This window comes from Rivularia sp. PCC 7116, from assembly GCF_000316665.1.
Taxonomy (GTDB): Bacteria; Cyanobacteriota; Cyanobacteriia; order Cyanobacteriales; family Nostocaceae; genus Rivularia.
On sequence record NC_019678.1, the window covers coordinates 647,105 to 669,041 of the forward strand.

14 protein-coding genes are annotated in these 21,937 nt (G+C 37.8%); 5 read left to right on the top strand and 9 right to left on the bottom strand.

Annotation, left to right across the window (positions count from 1 at the left end):
* Positions 1 to 186 precede the first annotated feature (186 nt).
* The 4 genes from RIV7116_RS02465 to surE all read right to left on the bottom strand — a co-directional run bounded on the left by RIV7116_RS02465 (position 187) and on the right by surE (position 4,532).
* A complete protein-coding gene (locus RIV7116_RS02465) occupies positions 187 to 1,095 on the bottom strand; it encodes a MoxR family ATPase (protein WP_015116682.1) in 909 nt (302 codons plus the stop codon).
* 211 nt (positions 1,096 to 1,306) lie between these two features.
* On the bottom strand, positions 1,307 to 2,308 hold the full coding sequence (locus tag RIV7116_RS02470; RefSeq protein ID WP_083894035.1) for a bifunctional riboflavin kinase/FAD synthetase: 1,002 nt from the start codon (positions 2,306 to 2,308) through the stop codon (positions 1,307 to 1,309).
* Positions 2,309 to 2,559: 251 nt separating this feature from the next.
* Complete coding sequence (locus RIV7116_RS02475) at positions 2,560 to 3,447, bottom strand: MBL fold metallo-hydrolase (RefSeq protein ID WP_015116684.1); 888 nt, start codon at positions 3,445 to 3,447, stop codon at positions 2,560 to 2,562.
* Positions 3,448 to 3,725: 278 nt separating this feature from the next.
* Positions 3,726 to 4,532: a 5'/3'-nucleotidase SurE gene (gene surE / locus RIV7116_RS02480; protein WP_015116685.1), complete on the bottom strand. Its 807-nt coding sequence runs from the start codon at positions 4,530 to 4,532 to the stop codon at positions 3,726 to 3,728.
* Positions 4,533 to 4,807: 275 nt separating this feature from the next.
* Here surE and pheS point away from each other — a divergent pair, with 275 nt between their 5' ends.
* Entirely contained in the window at positions 4,808 to 5,803 is a 996-nt protein-coding gene (gene pheS / locus RIV7116_RS02485; protein WP_015116686.1) for a phenylalanine--tRNA ligase subunit alpha, read from the top strand.
* Between the two features lie 98 nt (positions 5,804 to 5,901).
* Here the strand turns inward: pheS and RIV7116_RS02490 are convergent, their stop codons facing one another.
* A complete protein-coding gene (locus tag RIV7116_RS02490; RefSeq protein WP_015116687.1) occupies positions 5,902 to 7,350 on the bottom strand; it encodes an ATP-dependent DNA helicase RecQ in 1,449 nt (482 codons plus the stop codon).
* 404 nt (positions 7,351 to 7,754) lie between these two features.
* On the opposite strand from RIV7116_RS02490, the gene RIV7116_RS02495 reads away from it, so the two are divergent.
* Both RIV7116_RS02495 and RIV7116_RS33600 read left to right on the top strand, forming a co-directional pair.
* Positions 7,755 to 10,199 carry a HEAT repeat domain-containing protein gene (locus tag RIV7116_RS02495; protein WP_015116688.1) on the top strand — a complete coding sequence of 815 codons (2,445 nt, stop codon included), beginning with the start codon at positions 7,755 to 7,757 and terminating at the stop codon, positions 10,197 to 10,199.
* A gap of 646 nt (positions 10,200 to 10,845) precedes the next feature.
* A complete protein-coding gene (locus tag RIV7116_RS33600; RefSeq protein ID WP_015116689.1) occupies positions 10,846 to 11,376 on the top strand; it encodes a peptidoglycan-binding protein in 531 nt (176 codons plus the stop codon).
* Between the two features lie 141 nt (positions 11,377 to 11,517).
* On the opposite strand, the gene RIV7116_RS02505 is transcribed toward RIV7116_RS33600, so the two are convergent.
* The 4 genes from RIV7116_RS02505 to RIV7116_RS36280 all read right to left on the bottom strand — a co-directional run bounded on the left by RIV7116_RS02505 (position 11,518) and on the right by RIV7116_RS36280 (position 13,955).
* Positions 11,518 to 12,207, bottom strand: a complete 690-nt coding sequence (locus tag RIV7116_RS02505; RefSeq protein ID WP_015116690.1) for a pyridoxamine 5'-phosphate oxidase family protein — start codon at positions 12,205 to 12,207, stop codon at positions 11,518 to 11,520.
* 76 nt (positions 12,208 to 12,283) lie between these two features.
* Positions 12,284 to 12,763: a GNAT family N-acetyltransferase gene (locus RIV7116_RS02510; protein ID WP_015116691.1), complete on the bottom strand. Its 480-nt coding sequence runs from the start codon at positions 12,761 to 12,763 to the stop codon at positions 12,284 to 12,286.
* Between the two features lie 66 nt (positions 12,764 to 12,829).
* Positions 12,830 to 13,519, bottom strand: a complete 690-nt coding sequence (locus tag RIV7116_RS02515) for an MOSC domain-containing protein (protein WP_371261611.1) — start codon at positions 13,517 to 13,519, stop codon at positions 12,830 to 12,832.
* 274 nt (positions 13,520 to 13,793) lie between these two features.
* Positions 13,794 to 13,955 (bottom strand): hypothetical protein, encoded by a 162-nt coding sequence (locus RIV7116_RS36280; RefSeq protein ID WP_015116692.1) that lies wholly within the window; start codon positions 13,953 to 13,955, stop codon positions 13,794 to 13,796.
* Positions 13,956 to 14,614: 659 nt separating this feature from the next.
* Here RIV7116_RS36280 and RIV7116_RS02520 point away from each other — a divergent pair.
* Together RIV7116_RS02520 and RIV7116_RS02525 are read left to right on the top strand one after the other, a co-directional pair.
* Positions 14,615 to 16,198: a B12-binding domain-containing radical SAM protein gene (locus RIV7116_RS02520; RefSeq protein ID WP_015116693.1), complete on the top strand. Its 1,584-nt coding sequence runs from the start codon at positions 14,615 to 14,617 to the stop codon at positions 16,196 to 16,198.
* Positions 16,199 to 16,441: 243 nt separating this feature from the next.
* Positions 16,442 to 21,934, top strand: coding sequence for an ATP-binding sensor histidine kinase (locus RIV7116_RS02525; protein ID WP_015116694.1), 5,493 nt, complete (start codon positions 16,442 to 16,444; stop codon positions 21,932 to 21,934).
* Positions 21,935 to 21,937 lie beyond the last annotated feature (3 nt).

The window sequence follows — 21,937 nt, forward strand, 5'->3', positions numbered from 1 at the left end:
CTGATTTTTGAAATTTTGTAGCTTGATACTTGTTAACTCAGTGTAACTGAGTCATTTTGTGATTTTTAGTCTAAACTCCAGTCATTTAGCTGCAAAGTGCTGTATATTTTATAATCACATAGCTGGTGCGTTAGGCTGAAGCCATAACGCACCCTACAAACTACAAACTGTTCACTGTTAACTAATTTACGGAATCGCCACAACTCTCAACAAACGCTCCATTACAGTTTGCGCTCTCCTTCCTCCTACGGGAATTAAACGGTGACTCAAAACATAAGGAGCAATGAACTTCACGTCATCGGGGATTGCATAATCGCGCCCAGAAAGATAGGCAAAAGCTTGTGTGGCGCGGTGTAAGGCTACAGTTCCCCTAGGGCTTACACCGAGAGTAATTTCTTCATCGCACCTTGTGGCTCTGACTAAATCGAGTATGTATTGCTGTAATGAAGCTTCTACCCGGATACCGGCGCAAATTCGCTGTAATTCTTCAACCTCAGCCAAAGAAATACAGGGTTTTACATCGGTAAATTTACTGTTCTCTTGAAGCCGAGACAACATTTGTAACTCTTCTTGTTCTGTAGGATAGCCCAAGCTCAAGGAAAGCATAAATCTATCCATTTGCGCTTCTGGTAAAGGAAAAGTTCCTTGATATTCAACCGGGTTTTGAGTTGCGATGACAAAAAATGGTGCGGGAACGGCACGAGAGACACCATCAACTGTTACCTGCCCTTCTTCCATAACTTCTAGCAATGCCGATTGAGTACGGGGTGTAGCGCGGTTGATTTCGTCTGCGAGCATGACATTCGCAAAAATTGGACCTTCAAGAAAAGTAAATTCACCAGTTTTAGGGTTCCAGATATTTGTACCCGTAATATCAGTAGGTAACAAGTCTGGCGTACACTGTAGCCGTTGAAATTTACCATCAATAGAACGAGCTAAGGATTTTGCTAGCAGAGTTTTACCAACTCCGGGAACATCTTCAAGTAAAGCATGTCCCCCACCTAGTAAAGCGACTAATACCAAACGGATTGCTTCAGATTTACCAACAATGGTAAGAGCTAGATTTTGTGTCAGAGCGTCAATTTTGTCTCTCATGCACCTGCCGGAAGTCAAAGGTTAAAAGGTTAAAGGTTGAGATTTAGGAGTGAGGAGTTAGTAGTGAGAAGTTAATATTTTTTATTTCTTCCCATCCCCCATGCCCAATGCCCTAATCTATTGTTCCCAGAGTTGGAGTAAACTAACGCCCTTGACCTACAATTTCCGCAAAAACATGGGGCGGGCTTGTTAAAAAGCCCGCCCCATTTTTTTAAGGTTCCATCTCGTGACTAAAAAAGTTCCTAGCGGTGTTGCAGTCAAGTTGGATTTGAGCTTTAAGGGCTGCTAAATTACTAAATTTTTGTTCTGGTCTGATAAATTTGATTAATTGTATTTGCAGCTTTTTGTCATATAAATCTCCAGACCAATCTAAAATATGTACTTCTACGGTAGGATGAGTACCATTTACTGTAGGGCGATCGCCAATGTTCATTACTCCCCAGCAGTTGTTTAAAGCTGTATCCTGGTTGTTGATGCGAGCAACTCGGACGGCGTAAACTCCTTGACGGGGCAAAAACTTATCTTGGGGTAACTGTAAATTCGCAGTTGGAAAACCAATGGTTCTACCAAGCTGCTGCCCTTTAACTACAGTTCCGATAAAAGTATAAGGTCTTCCCAGTAATTGGTTGGCTCTTTCAATATCGCCAATTTCAAGTTTTTGACGAATGAGTGAGGTGCTGATGCGCTCTGTCTCCTCATCTACGGAAAAATCGTCTTCGTGAGTTATTAAAGGAACGATAGTAACCGGAATACCATACTCAGCCACAAGTACCTGTAAATCCATTGCAGTACCGCTACGCTTTGAACCAAAACAAAAATCTTGTCCGACGCTGATTCTTGCGGCTTGCAATTTTTCTACGATAATTTGTTGTACGAATTGTTCGGGAGTTAAAGCAGATAATTCTTTATCGAAGGGAATTAGTACAAGCTGTTTTACCCCTAGCAGTTCTAACTGTTGAACTTTTTCATCCAAAGGAGTCAACAAAGTTCTAGGTTTACCAGTAAAAAACTCTTGAGGATGCGGAAGAAATGTAATAACAGTTGGGTAAATATGTTCTGCGTCTGCTGGTTTATGCAAAATTGGCTGGATCACCCTTTGATGACCGCGATGAACGCCATCAAATTTACCAAGGGCAACAGCAGTAGGAGTTTGAATTAATTCGGTTGAAGAAGTAACCCACACAGAACACCCATTTTTAGACAGATTTGGCACGTCAATATTGGGACGAGATGTTTAACAACGCGGGAAGCAGAGTAGTAAAGGGTTAGGTTTTAGGAGTTAAGAGTTAGGAGTTAGGAGTTATAAATTCATTTTTATCCCAATGCCCAATGCCCAATTCCCAACGCCCATTACCCAATACCCATTATCTATTCCCAACTTGCCATAGATATTTTAACTAAGGCTCTCGAATACCAATTTAATCCAAATTCTATAATTGCTTTGCGATAAAAGTTTTATATCAATTATCTTCTAATAGGAAAACTGTTTGATAAAGGAATATTGATTGTAACTTTTAGTACCATTCCTTCCTTAGCCATGACCGCACCGGAGAATCTCTCTTTAGCTTCTTGTCCAATACGATCTAAAAATTCATCATCATGAGATGGATCGTGATGGAAAATAACTAAAGTTTTAACCTTCGCGGCTTTAGCGATTTTTACAGCTTCTTGCCAGGTAGAATGACCCCAGCCAATTTTAGGTGATTTTGGAGAATAATATTCGTCATCTGTATAAGTTGAATCATAAATTAAAATATCGGCTTTATCGGCAAGTTTTAAAACATTTTCGTCTAACTTATCTGGATAATGTTCGGTATCAGTAACATATACGGCAGAACCACCTTGCCAATTAACCCGATACCCGACTGATTCACCTGGATGGTTCAATGCTGCGGTTTCTATAGCAATATCTTCTATATGAATCGTCTTTCCCGGTATAACCTCGCAAAAATCCAAATTGGACTGCATAATCTGTAAAGGTACGGGAAAGTTAGGATGCAGCATCTGGTCGTTTAAACGCTGCTCCACAGTAGAGCCATCTGGGGCTACTGCACCATAAATATGAAATTTATTGCCTGCAACAAATCCAGGAGTAAAGAACGGAAATCCTTGCACGTGATCCCAATGAGAATGGGTGAAGAAAAGATAAGCTTCTAACGGCATTTTAGGTAATAAAGACTGCCCTAAAACGTGGATTCCCGTGCCTCCATCAAAAATAAAGCGTTTGTCGCCCACTTGCATCTCTACGCAAGGGGTATTACCTCCATAACGGACGGTTTGGGGTCCCGGACAGGGAATACTGCCACGAACACCCCAAAATTTTACGGTAAATTGATTCTCTTTCCTAGACATGAGTGTTACTTGTCAAGATTGAGCGGGCGAACAATACAAAAAATCTTACTCTTAAGAGTTTAATTAATATTGTCTTACCCTTTCTTGTAAAAGGGATAATTAAATGGTCACAGCACATACTTTTCAAGGGTATTTTCGCTTATAAATGCGAGTCTGTTTTAAACTTATACTCATAAGTTTGAATATACGTCTATATGTTTTTTATAGACGTTTTTACTTTATAACCTATATTTTGCAGTAATGCATTTAACCTCCGAAAAAGCTTATTTTTTTTGACTTCAAATATTTGACTTAAACTGTAATTCACTCTGGGCTAACTGTTTGAATCCATCTGCATAAGTAAGGTTATAATGTAAGGGAGTAATACTGATATAATTATCTTGTATAATACTCACATCAATAGGTATATTTTCGGGTAAATTATAATTAACTGGTGGTTCTACATCTTCAAGAACTTCTCCTGTTAACCAATAATAAGTTTTGCCCCGTGGATCTACTCGTTTATCAAATACATCAACGTAACGCCGCACTCCTTGACGAGTAAATTTCACACCTTTTATCTCCGACGATTCGACTGCGGGAATATTAACGTTAAGTAATATCGAATCAAGTTTTGCTTTTTTGGTTAGTTGTTCAACAAGTAGTTTGGCAAAATCAGCCGCAACTTCAAAATTACTCGAAGAATAACTAGTTAGGCTAAATGCAATGCTAGGAATACCTTCAATCAAGCCTTCCATGGCTGCCGAAACAGTGCCAGAATAAAGTATTTCCGTCCCCAAATTCGCACCTTGATTAATTCCAGCCAGAACTAATTCTGGAGGTGAATCTAGCAAAGCCCATAATGCTAATTTTACGCAGTCAGAAGGAGTTCCATCACAAGCCCAAGCCTTTATATTAGGGTGAAAAACCGACTCTACAATTTCGGCGCGAATCGGTTGATGCAAAGTCAAGCCATGTCCTGTTGCCGAACGTTCCCTATCCGGACAGACTACATTCACATCATGACCGGCTTCTGCCATAGTATTAGCTAAAGCACGTACACCCTTAGCGTAAATACCATCATCATTAGAAATTAATAATCTCATTATTGCTATTTTCAACTACCACTAAGCCAATTTAGCAGTTAGCAGTTACCAGTTATGAGTCAGAAGTAATTAAGGTTAAAGTTTAAAATTTTCCTTGTCTCCTTGCTTCTTTATCTCCCCTTTATGTTCGGCTCAATTTCCAATTCCTCTTTAACCAGCTATTTTTAACTTATCAATGGCATTATAAAAGCGGGTGAGTTATTGGGTTGCTGGTCACTAATGACTAATAACTAATAACCGATGACTGATAACTGATAACTAATAATTAATGACTGATGACTAGCGATTTACAATCTCAATTAGAAGAATTACGTATTGAAGCCCAGAAAGCAATAACTGACGCTGATTCTTTGGAAAGCTTGGAAGGACTCAGGGTTAATTATCTAGGCAAGAAAGGTCAGTTAAGTATTTTGCTGCGCGGTATGGGAAAATTAAGCGCTGAAGAAAGACCAAAAATTGGCGCGATCGCCAATGTTGTTAAGGAAGCTTTACAAAATAATTTAGATAAGCAGCGTGCTGCTTTGGAAACTGCGAAAATCCAAGCGCAGATTGAAGCGGAAACAATTGATGTGACTATGCCGGGAGTGTTTCGCCCCCAAGGTCGGATTCACCCGTTAAATAGCGTTATTGACCGAGCGCTAGATATTTTTGTGGGTATGGGTTATACCGTTGCTGCTGGCCCGGAAATGGAAAGCGATTATTATAATTTTGAAGCGCTCAATACTCCCCCAGATCATCCAGCCCGCGACATGCAGGATACTTTCTATCTGCCCGACGGAAATATGTTGCGGACTCATACTTCTTCGGTACAAATTCGGTTTATGGAAGAAAGCGAACCACCGATTCGGATTATTGCACCGGGACGAGTTTATCGAAGAGATACTGTAGACGCTACTCACTCAGCAGTATTCCATCAACTCGAACTTTTAGCAGTTGACGAAGGATTAACTTTTACTGATTTAAAAGGTACCGTCAAAGAGTTTTTAGAAGCAATGTTTGGTGAAATAGAAGATATTCGCTTCCGAGCCAGTTACTTCCCATTTACCGAACCTTCAGCCGAAGTGGATTTAAAGTGGAAGGGACGCTGGTTAGAAGTTATGGGTTGCGGTATGGTAGACCCTAATGTTTTAAAAGCCGTAGGTTACGATCCAGAAGTATACACGGGATTTGCTGCGGGTTTTGGCGTAGAGCGTTTTGCAATGGTGTTACATCAACTCGATGATATCCGCCGCGTTTATGCCAGCGATTTGCGCTTTTTACAGCAATTTTGAATTAGTTGTTAGTTGATGATCCACACCCTCCGGGTGAAAGTTGTTAGTTGATAGTTGGGAAGTATGTATAGCGATCGCTAACAACTAACCACCAACAACTAACTACTTTTACAATTATCGCAATGTCCGCAGCTTAGATTTGCCGCTTCTTTTTGAAATCCAAAGGCATTTAATAAAAATTGCCAGCGACATTTTTTTGTATTTAGATACTGCTGCATTTGATTTCGGGGGTGCGATCGGCGATTATTTTTCTTTTGTGAATCTTCCTGAATAATGTAATTAAAAGGGTCAATCCACTTTAATTTACCCATACTATGCAGCAAAGATAAGGCTAGAGTGGCATCGGGAAGTTTTTGCGCTACAGCTTCGACTTCTCCGGCAGGCGGTAATTTTTTAATTAATTGTTTTGCTGCAAGCTGTTGTTCTCGCAGCTTTTCTTCAAAAAATTTCTGTCTTTGTTTGTCTTCTGGATTCAGAAATCCGGTGGGTTCGCTAATTAATGTTAGTGCTTCTGCTGGTTTTCCGTCTCTTCCAGCACGTCCAATTTCCTGAACGTATTCCGACAACAATAACGGCGCTTGAAAGTGAATCACCCATCGCACATCGGGCTTGTTAATTCCCATACCGAAAGCTGAGGTACAAACCACAAAGGGTGTTTTTCCATTTAACCATCTAGTTTCAATCTCGCGTCTTTCTTCCGCACCCAGTCCACCATGATAGCTAGCCGTCTTATGACCTTTTTCTCTCAACCATGCCGCTAAATTCTCGCTATCTCTTCGCGTGCGAACGTAGACTAATCCCGAGGAATATTGATTTTTGTGAATAAACTTTAATAATTGTTGCTGTCTTCCTTGGGGAGTCCAAATAATCCGGACGTTCGGGTTAAGATTATTTCTATAAGGATTCAGCTTAAATACAGCAGGTTGCTGTAATCGTAAGGTTTCTAAAATTACAGTTTGGGCTAAAGGGTCGGCGGTGGCAGTAAAAGCGGCTAGCGCTATTTTTGTTCCTCTTCTTTTTGTCTTAAGTAGCGCTGGTCTGACTGCCCCTAATCTTCGATATGCTGGTCTAAATGTATCGCCCCATTGTACTAAACAATGTGCTTCGTCTAATATTAAGCCATTTATTTCGAGTTCTGGGCGAGATAATCTTTCCCATACTGGGGGACTCAACAAAGTTTCTGGAGATAGGTAAAGTAATCTTAACTGCTGTCTTTCTAATGCTTGTAGGGTTTGACGACGTTTAGAAACAGATAACTGGCTATGTATTAGTGCTGCGGAAAGTTTTCGTTCTTTTAATTCCTGTACTTGGTTTTCCATTAGTGCAACTAAGGGAGAAACCACTAAAGTTAAACCAGTTTGTAAAAGTGCGGGAAGTTGGAAGCAAATTGATTTACCTCCACCGGTAGGCATAATAATTAATGCATCTTTTTTCGCAAGTAGACTTTGGACAATTTCCCCTTGAGGTGAACGAAAATCTTCATAGCCCCAAATTTGTTGAAATGTAGCACGAACATTTTGCCATGATGGGATTTGTGCTTGATTCATAGTAAATGGGTAGATACACCCCTTGCCTTGCACACTTTTTATGACGAGTTTTGAATATAACTTTGATTGATAACATCATGCTTCAGTGTTTTTAACTATTATGGCTTTAAGTTTCTGGGAAAGTTTTGGTTAGTTGGTAGGTTAACTGTTTTATTTTCAGACATAATTTTGATTCTGTTATCAAACAATCAGGATTAATATTAATGCATCAAGATTGTATCAATAAACTTTTAATAACAAGTGCGTTCAATGGCAGCAGATATTAACAAAACCTCAGTTATTTAAGCTAAGTTAGTAGATTGGGGTTTAGATTTGAGAGGATGTTTGAATGCTTAATCTACAGCTAAAAAGCTAACTAGATTACAATAGATTAAGTTTCAACGTAAGGTCGTCCTTTTTTGGGTATGACAAAGCGCAAACAAAGATTATTCTCAATTTTCCGAGTGGCAGTTTTGTGTCTAATCATGTTGCTGCTCTGGAGCGGTAATAGCTGGGCGCAAATTACCTCTGATGCTAAGATTGAACCTTTAATTGAAAAATTAGCAAATAAAAATACTCGTGTTATTGATGCTGCTGATGCTTTGGTAAATATTGGCTCTCCAGCAGTATCGGCACTGATTGAAGCTTTAAAAAATGAAGATAGTAACCTGCGTTGGCGTGCGGCTTCGGTTTTGAGCGATTTGGGTGCGGAAGCTGCACCTGCGGTACCTGCTTTGACTGAGGCTTTGCAAGATGATGATGCACAGGTAAGGTTATACGCCACAATTGCTTTAGGTAATATTGGTGAAGCTGCAAAACCGGCTGTTCCAGCTTTGATGGCAGCTTTGCAGGATAAGGAACAGTACGTGCGAATTTACGCTCCTTCAGCTTTGCGGAAAATTGGTGTGGAAGCAAAGGTTGCTGTTCCCGCATTGGTGGGGGCTTTGCAAGATAAAAATGCCGGGGTACGGTTGAATGCTGCTTATGCTTTGGGTTCAATTGGTACCGAAGCATCTGAAGCAATTCCCAATTTAATTAAACTTTTAGATGACGAGCAATTTTATGTACGTTATGCAGCAGTCAAAGGTTTGAGTGATATAGCTGCTGGGTTTCAGGATAAAGCAGCGAGTCTTCCAAGTTCAAAGCTAGCCAAACTGATATCGGATTTTGATAAAGTCCTTAATATTCTTGAAGACGATAAGCACAAATTTACTCAAGAAGAAATTGCTAAAATTCGCCGTCCCCTTAATGCAATTAAAACGGAGAAGGATAGCCGTTTGCTGGATAAAAGCCGGGAATGGGTTCTCAAGCACAAGCTATTTTTAGGAATTGCGGCTTACGTTACTTTGCTACCGTTATTGTGGTTGATTCTCCTGCGAGTCAAACCTTTGTGGTTGCTACAGCTTAATAACGCGCTCAAACCCTACACCGATTTTTCTCTACCGCTGATTAGTATTAACGTACCGCTAAGATACGTGTTATTTGTCGGCTGGTTTCATTATCATCCTAGAGTGCTTGATGCTTGGGTAAAAAAATATATTGAATCGGCAAGAGAGCAGTTTCCGAAAAAAGATACCGTAAATAGTCGCTCTACTTATATTCCGATTCCTGTAATTCTTGAAGGTAATACAATCGGGGAACTATCTGCGGAAAATCTGCGCCCAACTTTCAACAAACAGCGTACTTGCTTGTTGATTAATGGTGAAGGTGGCATTGGTAAAACGAGTTTAGCTTGTCAAATCGCTCGCTGGGCAATGGCAGAAGACGAAAAGGATAGATTGAGCGAACATTTGATGTTACCCGTGCTTTTAGAGGAAGAATTTCGTGAAATTGAAGATAAATCAACACTTTTAGAAGCGATTCGCGGACAATTACAGGCTTTGATTGACGAACCGAATCCAATCTGTGAAGAGTTACTGGTACCCTTGTTAAGAAAGAAACGCGTTTTGGTAATTGTTGACCGTTTTTCAGAATTAAATCAAGCTACACGAGATGCCATTCAGCCAGATTCGCCGGAGTTTTCGGTAAATTCTTTGGTGATTACTTCGCGATTAGAAGAGAAGTTGGGACGAGTAAATAAAACAACTATTAAACCGTTGAGAATTGAAGCAAATAAACTTTCCTCATTTATGGAAGCTTATTTAATGCAGCGAGGTAAACGGGATGAATTCACCGATAAAGAATTCTTTGATGCTTGTAATCGTCTTTCAGAAATGGTTAGCGAGCGTAATATTACGGTATTACTGGCTAAACTATATGCCGAGCAGTTGATTGCAAATGCTCAAAAGCAGCAAGGAAATACCTTGCCAGAAAACGTTCCTAGTTTAATGCTGGGATATTTAAACGAAGTCAATCGAGATGTCACTGACGAAACGATTGATGATAGAACAGTACATCAAGATATGAAAGCTATAGCTTGGGAATGTTTGCAGCAAAGCTTTCAACCGGGGAATGCAAAGTTAGTAAATGCTATTGATGCCTTAGAGGCTTTGGGTATCGATGAACCCGAAGCACACTTGGAATATTTAGAAAACCGCTTGCATCTGATTCAAACTATTGGTTACGCCAAAGATGAAATTCGTTTTTGTTTAGATCCATTAGCGGAATATTTAGCTGCTTTGTATGCAGTTGATATTTACGGGAATAATGATAGTAAATGGCGTTCCTTATTCTTTAAGAAAGCTGAAGATTTAGTTAATCAAAATGGCAAAGATAATATCAAAGGTTTTGTTTTAGCAATGCGGGATTGTTATTTATCTCAGATTAATGATGCAAAAGATACAGATTTTGTAGTCCAGAAATTGAATAAATTAGCAGGCGTGAATAATTCTGGAAGTGCGAGTAAACCAGTTCAATCTACGACATCGTAGAATATTCTCAAGAGAATGGCTGTATTAGCTGCTACCTCTATCGCCGCTAGTATATAGCGCTTCTCATTTGAATGGAATACAAATTTAACCTCATCCCGTCCTACGGACACTCCTCTTTTTAGTCAGTGAGGGGAAGGGGGTGAGGTTCATTTGTACGCAAAAATATCATTATTATTATTGCATTAATTTTACTTGTAGCCTCACACAATGGCCATTGCATTCTGCCCGCGTCTGACATACAAATGAAACTCGCAGCAGCTTAGAACGTCAATAACTCCGTAATTGTCTTGTGAAATTAAAATAAATACTACATTGTTTTAAATTAGCATACGTATTAATACGATTTTTATAGGTTTTGTTCAACTAATTAAAAAGAATTTTACTTCTACTACGCAAATATTTGAGTGCATTTCTATTAACATGCAATTAAGAATATAAAGTTTGTCTATACTTGTGTGAAAATGCCGAAAAAGTATGAAATTAATCAAATTATTTAAATATTCTCTGGCTAAGTTTTAATACTGAGGACAGAGTATAAAATAAACAATATAAATGAAGTATAGCGCGGTTGTTTTGATAGATATCTAACAATAAAACCGGGTTTAATCGATTTTTAATTAATGCTTATTAACAGAGGATGTTGAAAATGAAAAAACTAGGAAAGTTATCTAAATTTGTTATTTCTGCTGCTATTGTTGGTTCAGTTGTTACTGCTGCAAGCGCTGCACAAGCTTTAACTTTAAGGCAGGGTACAACTGGTTATAACGTTAGAGCTATACAAACAGAACTCCGAAATAGAGGTTACTTCCCTCGGAGCGTTTCTTCGACTGGATACTATGGCACTATTACCAGAACTGCTGTAATGAGATTTCAGCGTGCGAATGGTTTGAGAGTAGATGGTATTGCTGGTCCTAGAACCCTTGCAGCAATGGGTTATTCCGGCACGGGTGGTCGTTTTGTTAGTACCCAAGCGATTAGCAATGGAACTGCAACCGGAGTTGTTCAAGTTCGTACTAGATTAAATGTTCGCTCTGGTCCTGCTATCTCATATACAAAGCTTGGTTCTCTGCCTTCCGGACAGGCAGTGAACATTGTGAACCAGCGAAATGGATGGTACCAACTTGAGTCTCCTGAAGGTGAATACTGGGTAAACTCTCGATACGTTAGGGTTCGCTAGGTAGTAGAAATATTCCTCCTGTATCCTTAAAGAATGCGCGGGAAAGTCAAGAACTAAATATGTGAAACTGTAGTGCCGTCTTGGCTGGGTGTCCTTATGGACCGAGTGCCAAGACGGCATTACTTATAATAATTTCACGAATCATTTAGTACTGCTATGACGAGCATAATTTTTTATATAATCTGGAACTTCAATACCCTCAATTAAACGCTCATCATCAATAGCTTTACCTGGAAGCATCTGCAATGGTAAAACACCAGCCCACACTGGTAAATCGTAATCTGCTTCATCATCTACAGGATTACCAGTACGCACCTTTGCTGATGCTTCTGTCAGAGTTAGAGAAAGTACCATTGTTCCCTGCAATTCTTGCTTGTGTGGCTGGCGTACTTCTTGCCAACGTTTTGATACAACGTGTTCGGTAAAGGCTCGCAGCGCTTCATATTTTTCTTCAGTGTCAGTAACTAGCATTGCAGTACCAAATATTACTACCGAACGATAATTCATGGAATGATGGAAAGCAGAACGTGCTAATACGAGTCCATCTAATAAAGTTACCGTAACGCATACTTCAATACCCTGATTTAAAGTACGCAACATTCTACTTGCTGGTGAACCATGAATATATAGTTTGTCATCTACTCTTCCGTAAGCAGTAGGAATTACAAAGGGTTGATTGTTTACTGTGAATCCAACATGACAAATTAACGCTTCATCTAAAATATTGTAAATAGCTTGAGTTTCGTAATTACCGCGTTTAGGTAATCTTTTAATTTGGCTGCGTTTGCTTGGTGTCAGTTGTTGGTTCGTTGTGTTGTTTAAACTAGTCATGGTTTTTTTATTGTAGTGATTGATTCAATTACTAAAAGTCACACGTCATTTGCTACAAAGCGGGAATTGGAGTAAATTAAATTAGATTTAATTGCATTGCATTACTTGGTAAAAAGCCTAAATTTTCATAAACGGGTTTTCCTGCTGGTGAAGCGTTTAAAATAGCTTTTGTACAATTGATAGATTTTAAATGCTTAATTGTAGCGTTTGTTAATTGTTTGGCGATTCCTTTTCTACGGTGAGATGGTGCAACGTAGACACCCCAAATATATCCGTATTTACGATATTCTTCTTCTAAGATTAGTGGATATAAACCAGTAAACAACTGACAGCTTGCAGAACCTATGATTATGTCGTCAACTTCTGCAACAAAACCTTTATAGAATAAGTTTTGACGAGCTTGTTTGATAAATTCCTGAGTCAGATTGCGGTGGTTCGGTTTAATGTAATTTTCAGCAACTCCAATGTCTAACCACATCTGATAAAAATGTTCTGCAATCACTGAATCTTCTTGTGGAGTTGTTTCTCGAATATTAAGGTTTATTTCGTTATACATTCGTTTTTAATTAAATGTTAACAGTTTCTGTATGTATATTTTCCCTGTAGGTACTCTGCAATTTTTTCACATCAAACTAACTTCATCACCAATTTTAATCAATTGATTCTTAAATTTTTTACTCGCTAATCTACTATTAACTGTCAGTTTATAATAATGATTGAAACGAGATTTATTTACCCATTCTGGTAAAGTTTCTCTACGTTTATTGATAAATATTTCCTGAAAATCGCAATCCATTTTTCCTGTAACTGCATTTCTAGTTGGAACAACACACCGCTGACAGGGATTTATTCCAATAAATTGCAGATTTCCAACCTTAAAAGGAATAACATTATTACTTTCAGAAAATAGCCTATCCTCCCAAAAAGCCGGAACTCCATCAATTTCGATAGTAGTACGCATTCGACGACGGATATGTTCTTCGTTTAATTCTGAATACCAGGAAGCAACTTCTTTTAAAGTAGCAGTACTAACGATAGTTGGTCCCGGTGAAACTGTATCATCCGGGAAGCCCGTAATTAAATTTTCTTGCAATCTGACATTAAAACCAAAAAAGTTACTTAACCAAGCTTCTAAATGCTGTTTTTCAGATTCTAAATGAAAATTTTTTTGCCTATCGCTATCTTGAATTTTGAACGAAATAATCTTATTTTCTAAATCAAATTTCGACCTGATTAAATGTATTTTTTCATAGCACTTAGCATTAACGTACTTACCTTGTTCGTCAAAAATAGCAAATTGGCGATACGCCACAAGCGTCGCCCTTTAGGGCTATCGCCTTCTAAGGCACCGCTTTCCAAAACCTTTGCTTGCATTACTTCTACCCAATCGAGGGATTTAATCGGATAGATGCAAATCTTGGCTACATGGGGCATATTAAGCCTCTAGATAATCGCTGAATCTAAACTTAAAAATAGTGTAATTTGGACAGTGGTTGATTACAATAGCCACTTTTGATATTTATTACCAATCCACTTTTGTAAAAGTGACTAATATGATTTGATTACCTATCCTTGTTTCTTGATCGCTAATAATCATCATCAGCTACACAAATCCCTTTGCACTTAATGCCATTTGTTGCCGTGCGCTTGCAATGAGGACATAGAATTTTTTCATTCTCTGTTTCTGAATCGCGATTATTACTATTTGATTGTGACTTATCTTGTTCGGAGTGGGGTTCTAAAGTCATAAAAGAAAAAATATGTTTGCGGTTTTATTCTACATTTTATATTTGGCGCTGCCTCATAGCGATATGAATTTATTCTGGTATCTAAAAGCAACTCCCCCAATCCCCGAATTTTAGGGGGCTTTGAGATACATTTCTCCTGCCAAAATTGGGGGTTGGAGGGCTATTCATATTTTTAATCAGCAACGCCTTATATTTTATTATCCCAATGATACTTTTGGTTAATGACTAAAAGCACAATCTTATTTCATCAGCAAAGAAGCTATAGTTTTTACGGCTATCTTCAAAGCATTTCAGACAGTTTCAAATATTACACAATTAAGTTGACTTCTGACCGAAATTAACCAAGTGATTCCGCAAATTTCGAGAAAGGAAGCAAACTGCCAATATAATTAGCTCTCTTACCCTATTTTCCACCTCTTATAAACACAAATCCTTAAATAGAGAAGACTTAATTTAAATATAATAATTTATCCTCAACAATAGTTGTATACTTACGTAGTATAGCTGTTACCTTTCTCATGAGAGCTAAAAAAGCTTGCGATCGCAGGCATAATAATATTTGTAAAAACAAATACATGAATCTGTACATCAGTCCCGAAATAGTCAAATTTCGACGAAAAACTTAGTCAGTAGAAAATACTGTGGGGGAGTAGAGAGCAATGCGAGTTTTATTAATTTATCCTTTATTTCCAAAAACTTTTTGGTCGTATGAAAAAATTTTGGAGCTAGTAGATAAAAAAGTCTTATTACCACCTTTAGGTTTAGCTACAGTAGCCGCAATTTTGCCTCAAGAGTGGGAATTTAAATTAGTAGACCGTAATATTCGCTCGGTGACAGAAGCAGAATGGGAATGGGCAGATATGGTGATTTTATCTGCAATGATTGTGCAAAAAGAGGATTTAGTAAATCAGATAAAAGCTGCAAAACAACGCGGTAAATTAGTTGCTGTTGGTGGTCCATATCCAACTTCCGTACCAGCAGAAGCTCAGAAAGCTGGAGCAGATTTTCTCATTCTTGATGAAGGGGAAATTACCTTACCAATGTTTGTAGAAGCTGTACAAACTGGTCAAACAAGCGGTGTATTTCGCGCTACAGAAAAACCAGATGTCACCGCAACACCAATCCCTCGTTTCGACTTATTGGAAAGAGATGCTTACGACATGATGTCGGTACAGTTTTCTCGGGGTTGTCCGTTTCAATGCGAATTCTGCGACATTATTGTGCTTTACGGACGCAAACCCCGAACCAAATCCCCAGAACAACTTTTAGCCGAACTAGATTGTTTGTATGAATTGGGTTGGCGCGGTGGTATATTCATGGTGGATGATAACTTTATTGGCAACAAGCGCAACGTTAAACTGTTGCTCAGAGAGTTAAAAGTATGGATGAAAGAACACGAATATCCATTCCGTTTTGATACTGAAGCCTCAGTCGATTTAGCACAAGACCCAGAATTGATGGAATTGATGGTTGAGTCTGGTTTTGCTGCGGTATTTTTGGGTATTGAGACACCAGATGAAGATAGTTTGCAGCTAACAAAGAAGTTTCAAAATACCCGTAACTCGCTGGTTGAATCCGTGCAAGATATTATCAAAGCGGGTTTGCGTCCGATGGCTGGGTTTATCATTGGCTTCGATGGGGAAAAATCTGGTGCTGGATCTCGCATTGTCGCTTTTGCAGAGCAAGCAGCGATTCCCTCAACAACTTTTGCGATGCTGCAAGCATTACCGAATACTGCATTGTGGCATCGTTTAGAGAAAGAAGGAAGAATGCGCGAATCTAAAGACGGAAACATTAACCAAACCACGTTGATGAATTTTATTCCCACTCGTCCTTTAGAAGATATTGCCAGGGAATATATTGAAGCATTTTGTGCTTTATATGACCCAACTGCTTATTTAGACCGTACCTATCGCTGTTTCTTGATGATGGGTAAACCGAGTTGGAAAGCACCTGCAAAAGCACCAGAATGGAAGATTGTTAAAGCATTTGCGACTATTGTTTGGCGACAAGGTGTTAAGCGCGAAACTAGGTGGAAATTTTGGCATCATTTATTCGGTATTCTCAAGCATAATCCCGCAGTTTTGGAACATTATTTATCTTCTTGCGCTCATAACGAACATTTTCTTGAGTACCGTCAAATTGTCCGCGAACAAATCGAATCTCAAGTTGAAGAGTATTTAGCGCAAGGTGCAGAAAAACCTTATATTCCTGTTAAAAAAGCTGAAGTTGTTAAAGCTTAAGATTTTATTAAATAATAGATGGAAAAATAATGTAGAGATGCTTTGAATATGTTTCTACATTTTTCCTGCTTTGTAGGTTGATTTTGGACTAAGGTAATTCTTGCAGAAACAATAAATGGTTTGAACTGGGGAGCATCTTGCACTAAACACAATTAAGCATAAAGATTACTGATTTAACTATAGTTCAATCTAATAATTTGGGAACAATAAATCCGGAAGCATTTAGATTTAAATCAAAGCAGCATGGTTGGCATCTCCGGATATCAAATATTAGAACAACTCTACAACGGTTCGAGAACCTTAGTATATCGTGCTATTCGAGAAGCTGAGCAGAAACCTGTAATTATAAAAATACTCAAAAATTCTCATCCTGATTTCAATGAGTTGTTGCAGCTTCGCAATCAATATACAATTGCGAAAAACTTAGATATTCCTGAAATTGTTCTCCCTTACAGTCTCGAACCTCACCAAAATAGCTATGCTTTAGTTATGGAAGATTTTGGTGGGGTGTCGCTGTATGAATATATGGTTGGGGGAAATGTCGCTTCTTTAGAGGATGTCTTATCAATTACGGTAAAAATTAGCAATATTCTCTACAATCTTCACCAAAATCGTGTTATTCACAAAGATATTAAACCTGCCAATATTTTAATTAATCCATCAACAAAAGAAGTTAAATTAATTGACTTTAGTATTGCTTCTTTACTACCCAAAGAAACCCAACAAATTAAAAATCCTAATGGTTTAGAAGGGACGCTTGCATATTTATCACCAGAGCAAACCGGAAGGATGAATCGGGGGGTTGATTTCCGGGCTGATTTTTATGCATTGGGTGTAACTTTATTTGAATTATTGACAGGGGAGTTACCTTTTAAATCGGATGATGCAGTGGAGTTGGTGCATTGTCATATTGCGAAAACTCCTCCTTCGATAAATAAACCTCACCCTAACCCTCTCCTTGCTAAGGAGAGGGGACAAGAAACAAATAAAACTCACTCTAATCTTCTCCTTCTTAAGGAGATGGGATTGGAGATTCCACAAGTGCTTTCAGATATCGTCATGAAGTTGATGGCGAAAAATGCTGAAGATAGATATCAAAGTGCTTTGGGATTAAAGCATGATTTAGAAAAATGTCTTTACCAATTAAAAGAAACGGGAAAAATAGAAAATTTTGAAATTGCACAAGCAGATATTTGTGACAGATTTATTATCCCCGAAAAACTCTATGGTAGAGAAACTGAAGTTGGACAATTATTAGCTGCTTTTGATAGAGTATCAAATGGCAATAGGGAATTAATGCTTATTTCAGGTTTTTCTGGTATTGGTAAAACTGCGGTTATTAATGAAGTTCACAAACCTATTGTTAAACAACGCGGTTATTTTATTAAAGGCAAATTTGACCAGTTTAATCGTAGTATTCCTTTGGATGCTTTTGTACAAGCATTTCGGGATTTAATGGGACAATTATTAAGTGAAAATGATGCTCAATTATCAAATTGGAAACACAAAATACTCAAGGCTTTAGGAGGTAGCGCACAGGTAATTATTGATGTAATTCCCAAATTAGAGGAAATTATTGGAAAACAGCCACCCGTAACGGAATTATCAGGAACTGCGGCGCAAAATAGATTTAATTTATTATTTAAAAATTTTATTCAAGTTTTTACAACAAAAGAACATCCTTTAGTAGTATTTTTGGATGATTTACAGTGGGCAGATTCAGCATCTTTAAATTTGATGCAGCGACTAATGAGCGAATCTGAAAGCGGATATTTATTACTGATTGGAGCTTATCGAAATAACGAAGTATTCCCGGCTCATCCTTTAATGTTGACTTTAGAAAAAATTGCTAAATCATCAGCAATAGTTAACACAATTACCTTAACACCACTAAAGCAAGAAAGCTTAAATGAATTAGTTGCAGAGACTCTTAATTGTCTTCCTTTATCAGCACAACCGCTGACGCAATTGGTTTATCAAAAAACTCAAGGTAATCCATTTTTCAGTACGCAATTTTTGAAAGCACTCTATGAAGATAGTTTAATTAAATTTGATTTTGATGCGGGTTCGTGGGTATGCAATATTGCCGAGGTAAGAACTTTAGCGTTGACTCATGATGTTGTTGAATTTATGGCATTGCAGTTGCAAAGATTGCCAGAATCAACGCAAAATATTTTGAAATTGGCTGCTTGTATTGGCAATAAATTTGATTTATCAACTTTGGCAATAGTCTGTCAAAAATCTGAAACTGAAACTGCTACAAATTTATGGAAAGCTTTACAATTAGGTTTAATTTTACCGCAAAGTGAGGTTTACAAGTTTTATTTAGAGTTTGAAACAAATACTAGCTTGATTCCAGAGCAAATTATTAACTATAAATTTCTCCATGACAGAGTTCAACAAGCTGCTTATTCTCTAATTCCTGACAACCAAAAACAAAAAACTCACTATGACATCGGACAACTGCTTTTACAACAAACTTCCCCCGAAGCTATAGAAGAGCGAATTTTTGAAATAGTCAATCAATTAAACTATGGAACTGGTTTAATTACCGAGCAAAAACAGCGCACGGAATTAGCCAAACTCAATCTTATTGCTTGTCGTAAAGCTAGAAGTGCAACTGCATATCAAATGGGACGTGAATATGTCAGTATCGGATTATCTTTATTAGAAGATGCTTGGCAAAGTCAATATGAAATAAGTTTAGAGTTCCACGACTTAGGAGCAGAATTGGCTTCACTTTGCGGTAACTTCCAGGAGATGGAAAACTTTGTTGATGCAGTTATCGCCAAAGCAAACTCTTTACTAGAAAAGGTCTATGTTTATCGAATTAGAATTCAAGCAAATCTTTTACAGAATAAACTCAGCGAAGCTATTTCCATTGGTAAACAAATCTTACAACAGTTGGGTATCACTTTCCCCGACACACCTACAGAGGAAGATATACAAAACAGTATTGCTGTTATTGAAAAACTGACTAAAGATAGAGAAATAGAAGATTTGGTTAACCTGCCAATAATGGCGGATGCAGAAAAAATTGCCATTCTCCAGATTGCTATTAGCATTGTTATACCCGCTTATAGGAGTGGTTCAACCTTGCTTCCATTGCTAATATCCTTATCAATCAAGCTATCGATTCAATATGGAAATACCGAAGCTTCAGCCGAAGCTTATTCTTGCTATAGCATCATTGCTTGCAATATGCTGCAAGATGTGGAAACGGCGGTAAAATTTGGTGATTTGGCACTTGAACTCGCTTTTAAACTGGATGCTAAAACTGTCAAACCAGAAATGTTGAACGTAGTGTCGTTCTTTATCATACACCGCAAATCTCACATTAAAAAAACTCTACCGCTTGCGGAAGAAGGGTACAGGTTGGCGCTAGAAGTCGGACACCTGGAATTCGTTGGATATAATACCAGCACCTATTGTCTTCATGCTTTTTGGTGCTCTCAGCCCCTTGTTGCTTTGGAGCGGGAGATAAGAGCCTACTGCAATGTTTTGGTGCAGTTGAATCAGTTGAGTGCGGTTAATTGGTGTCGAATCTATTTGCAATCTATTTTAAATTTATTGGGTTTTGCTAAGCATCCAAGTATTTTGTTAGGAGAAGCGCTCGAAGAAGCCGAATTTCTGCCCAAACTTATAGAAGCCAATGACTTAAATGGGTTAGTTTACTTCTACTTGTATAAGCTAATGCTTTGCTATTTATTTGGCGATATTGAATCGGCTAAAAACCATGCATTTGAAGTGAAACGTTATTTAGTAAGTTTGACTGGTAGTGTTTGCGAACCTGCGTTTTATCTCTATGATTCTTTGGTTATTTTAGCAGCCTTGACACAATCTGAGGAGACATCAGAATTATTAGAGCGAGTAGAACAAAATCAAACTCAACTGCAAGCACATTGGGCAAAATATGCACCGATGAATTATCAACATAAAGTTGACTTGGTAGCAGCCGAAAAATACCGAATATTAGGAAAAAAAGCAGAAGCAATTGAACTATACGATAAGGCTATATCTGGAGCTAAAGCAAACGAATATATCCAAGAAGAAGCGCTTTCCAACGAACTCGCAGCTAAATTTTACCTAGATTGGGGTAAAGAAAAAGTTGCAAGCGGCTATATGCAAGAAGCATATTACTGCTATGCTCGCTGGGGAGCAAAAGCCAAAACCGACGACTTAGAAAAACGCTATCCTCAATTACTAACAGCCATATTAGAAACACAGCAAAATAATCTTGGATTAAACGAAACTTTCTCCTCTAGTGTTAATAAATCTTTCATCCTCAATCAAACTATCCAAACAAATCGTAACAGTACCAGTGTTGATGAAGCTCTGGATTTTGCTAGCATTCTCAAAGCCTCACAAGCATTATCAAGTGAGATTCAATTAGAACAATTAATTTCCAAGTTAATGCAAGTGGTAATGGAAAATGCAGGAGCTAAAAAAGCTGCTTTAATTTTGCTAAATGAAGATACCTCAACCTTAATGCTCAAAGCAGTGGCTAGCTCTTGTGAAAGTATAAAGCTGATTAATTTGCCATACCAAGACAGCCAAGAAATCCCGACTACAATAATTAACCACGTTAAACGCAATCAAAAAATAATCGTATTAGATGATGCTACCCAAAACTCGGATTTTATCGCCGATTCATATTTAATACAGCAACAGCCATTAAGTTTGCTTTGTATGCCGATTTGGAATCAAGGAAAAATAATTGGGTTACTGTATCTAGAAAATAGCTTAACTACAGGTGCATTTACACAAAATCGTGTAGAAATTCTCAATTTACTTTGTACCCAAGCTGCTATTTCTTTAGAAAACGCTCAACTTTATAGTAAGTTAGAAAACTATTCTCATACTTTAGAAGAAAAAGTTGAACAGAGAACCCAAGAAGTAAGGCAAACTTTAAAAGAGCTACAACAGACTCAAGCTCAACTAATTCAAAACGAAAAAATGTCTAGTTTGGGACAACTTGTTGCTGGTATTGCTCATGAAATAAATAATCCCATCAGCTTTATCTACGGTAATCTAAAGCCTGCTTCGGAATATACTTTAGATTTAATTGAATTAATTGATTTATATCAAAATCTTTATCCTCAATCCCTACCGGAAATTGAATCAAAAATAGAATATATAGACCTTGATTATTTAATAGAAGACTTACCAAAACTGCTCAATTCCATGCAAACAGGCGCACAACGCATTCGTGAAATTGTTCTTTCATTACGAAACTTTTCTCGCTTGGATGAAGCTGAGCTAAAACCCGTAGATGTTCATTCAGGAATTAATAGCACTTTATTGATTTTACAGCAGAAATTTACCTCATATGATAAATATCCAGAAATTGAAGTAATTAAGAATTATAGTAAACTTCCTGAAGTTAATTGTTATGCTTCTGAGTTGAATCAAGTTTTTCTGAATATAATCGGTAATGCAATTGATGCTTTACGAGATAAACAAGAAAATCAACCAAAAATTACGATAAGCACTTCATTTAAAGATAATAAAAATATATTAATTAGTATCAAAGATAATGGTATTGGTATCAGCGAAGCGGCTTTAAATAAAATATTTGACCCATTTTTTACCACAAAACCTGTTGGTAGCGGAACGGGTTTGGGATTATCAACTAGCTATTCCATAGTAGTAGAAAAACATCAAGGCAATTTGAGTTGTGTTTCTGCTCCTGAAGAGGGAACGGAATTTTTAATTGAATTACCTATTCAACCTTAATAA

What these genes read in the sequence shown, in the direction of transcription:
- RIV7116_RS02490 (WP_015116687.1), bottom strand. Translation starts at nt 7,350, where the DNA reads ATGAATCAAGCACAAATCCCATCATGGCAAAATGTTCGTGCTACATTT.
- RIV7116_RS02495 (WP_015116688.1), top strand. Translation starts at nt 7,755, where the DNA reads ATGACAAAGCGCAAACAAAGATTATTCTCAATTTTCCGAGTGGCAGTT.
- pheS (WP_015116686.1), top strand. Translation starts at nt 4,808, where the DNA reads ATGACTAGCGATTTACAATCTCAATTAGAAGAATTACGTATTGAAGCC.
- surE (WP_015116685.1), bottom strand. Translation starts at nt 4,532, where the DNA reads ATGAGATTATTAATTTCTAATGATGATGGTATTTACGCTAAGGGTGTA.
- RIV7116_RS02520 (WP_015116693.1), top strand. Translation starts at nt 14,615, where the DNA reads ATGCGAGTTTTATTAATTTATCCTTTATTTCCAAAAACTTTTTGGTCG.
- RIV7116_RS02475 (WP_015116684.1), bottom strand. Translation starts at nt 3,447, where the DNA reads ATGTCTAGGAAAGAGAATCAATTTACCGTAAAATTTTGGGGTGTTCGT.
- RIV7116_RS02525 (WP_015116694.1), top strand. Translation starts at nt 16,442, where the DNA reads ATGGTTGGCATCTCCGGATATCAAATATTAGAACAACTCTACAACGGT.
- RIV7116_RS36280 (WP_015116692.1), bottom strand. Translation starts at nt 13,955, where the DNA reads ATGACTTTAGAACCCCACTCCGAACAAGATAAGTCACAATCAAATAGT.
- RIV7116_RS02505 (WP_015116690.1), bottom strand. Translation starts at nt 12,207, where the DNA reads ATGACTAGTTTAAACAACACAACGAACCAACAACTGACACCAAGCAAA.
- RIV7116_RS02465 (WP_015116682.1), bottom strand. Translation starts at nt 1,095, where the DNA reads ATGAGAGACAAAATTGACGCTCTGACACAAAATCTAGCTCTTACCATT.
- RIV7116_RS02510 (WP_015116691.1), bottom strand. Translation starts at nt 12,763, where the DNA reads ATGTATAACGAAATAAACCTTAATATTCGAGAAACAACTCCACAAGAA.
- RIV7116_RS33600 (WP_015116689.1), top strand. Translation starts at nt 10,846, where the DNA reads ATGAAAAAACTAGGAAAGTTATCTAAATTTGTTATTTCTGCTGCTATT.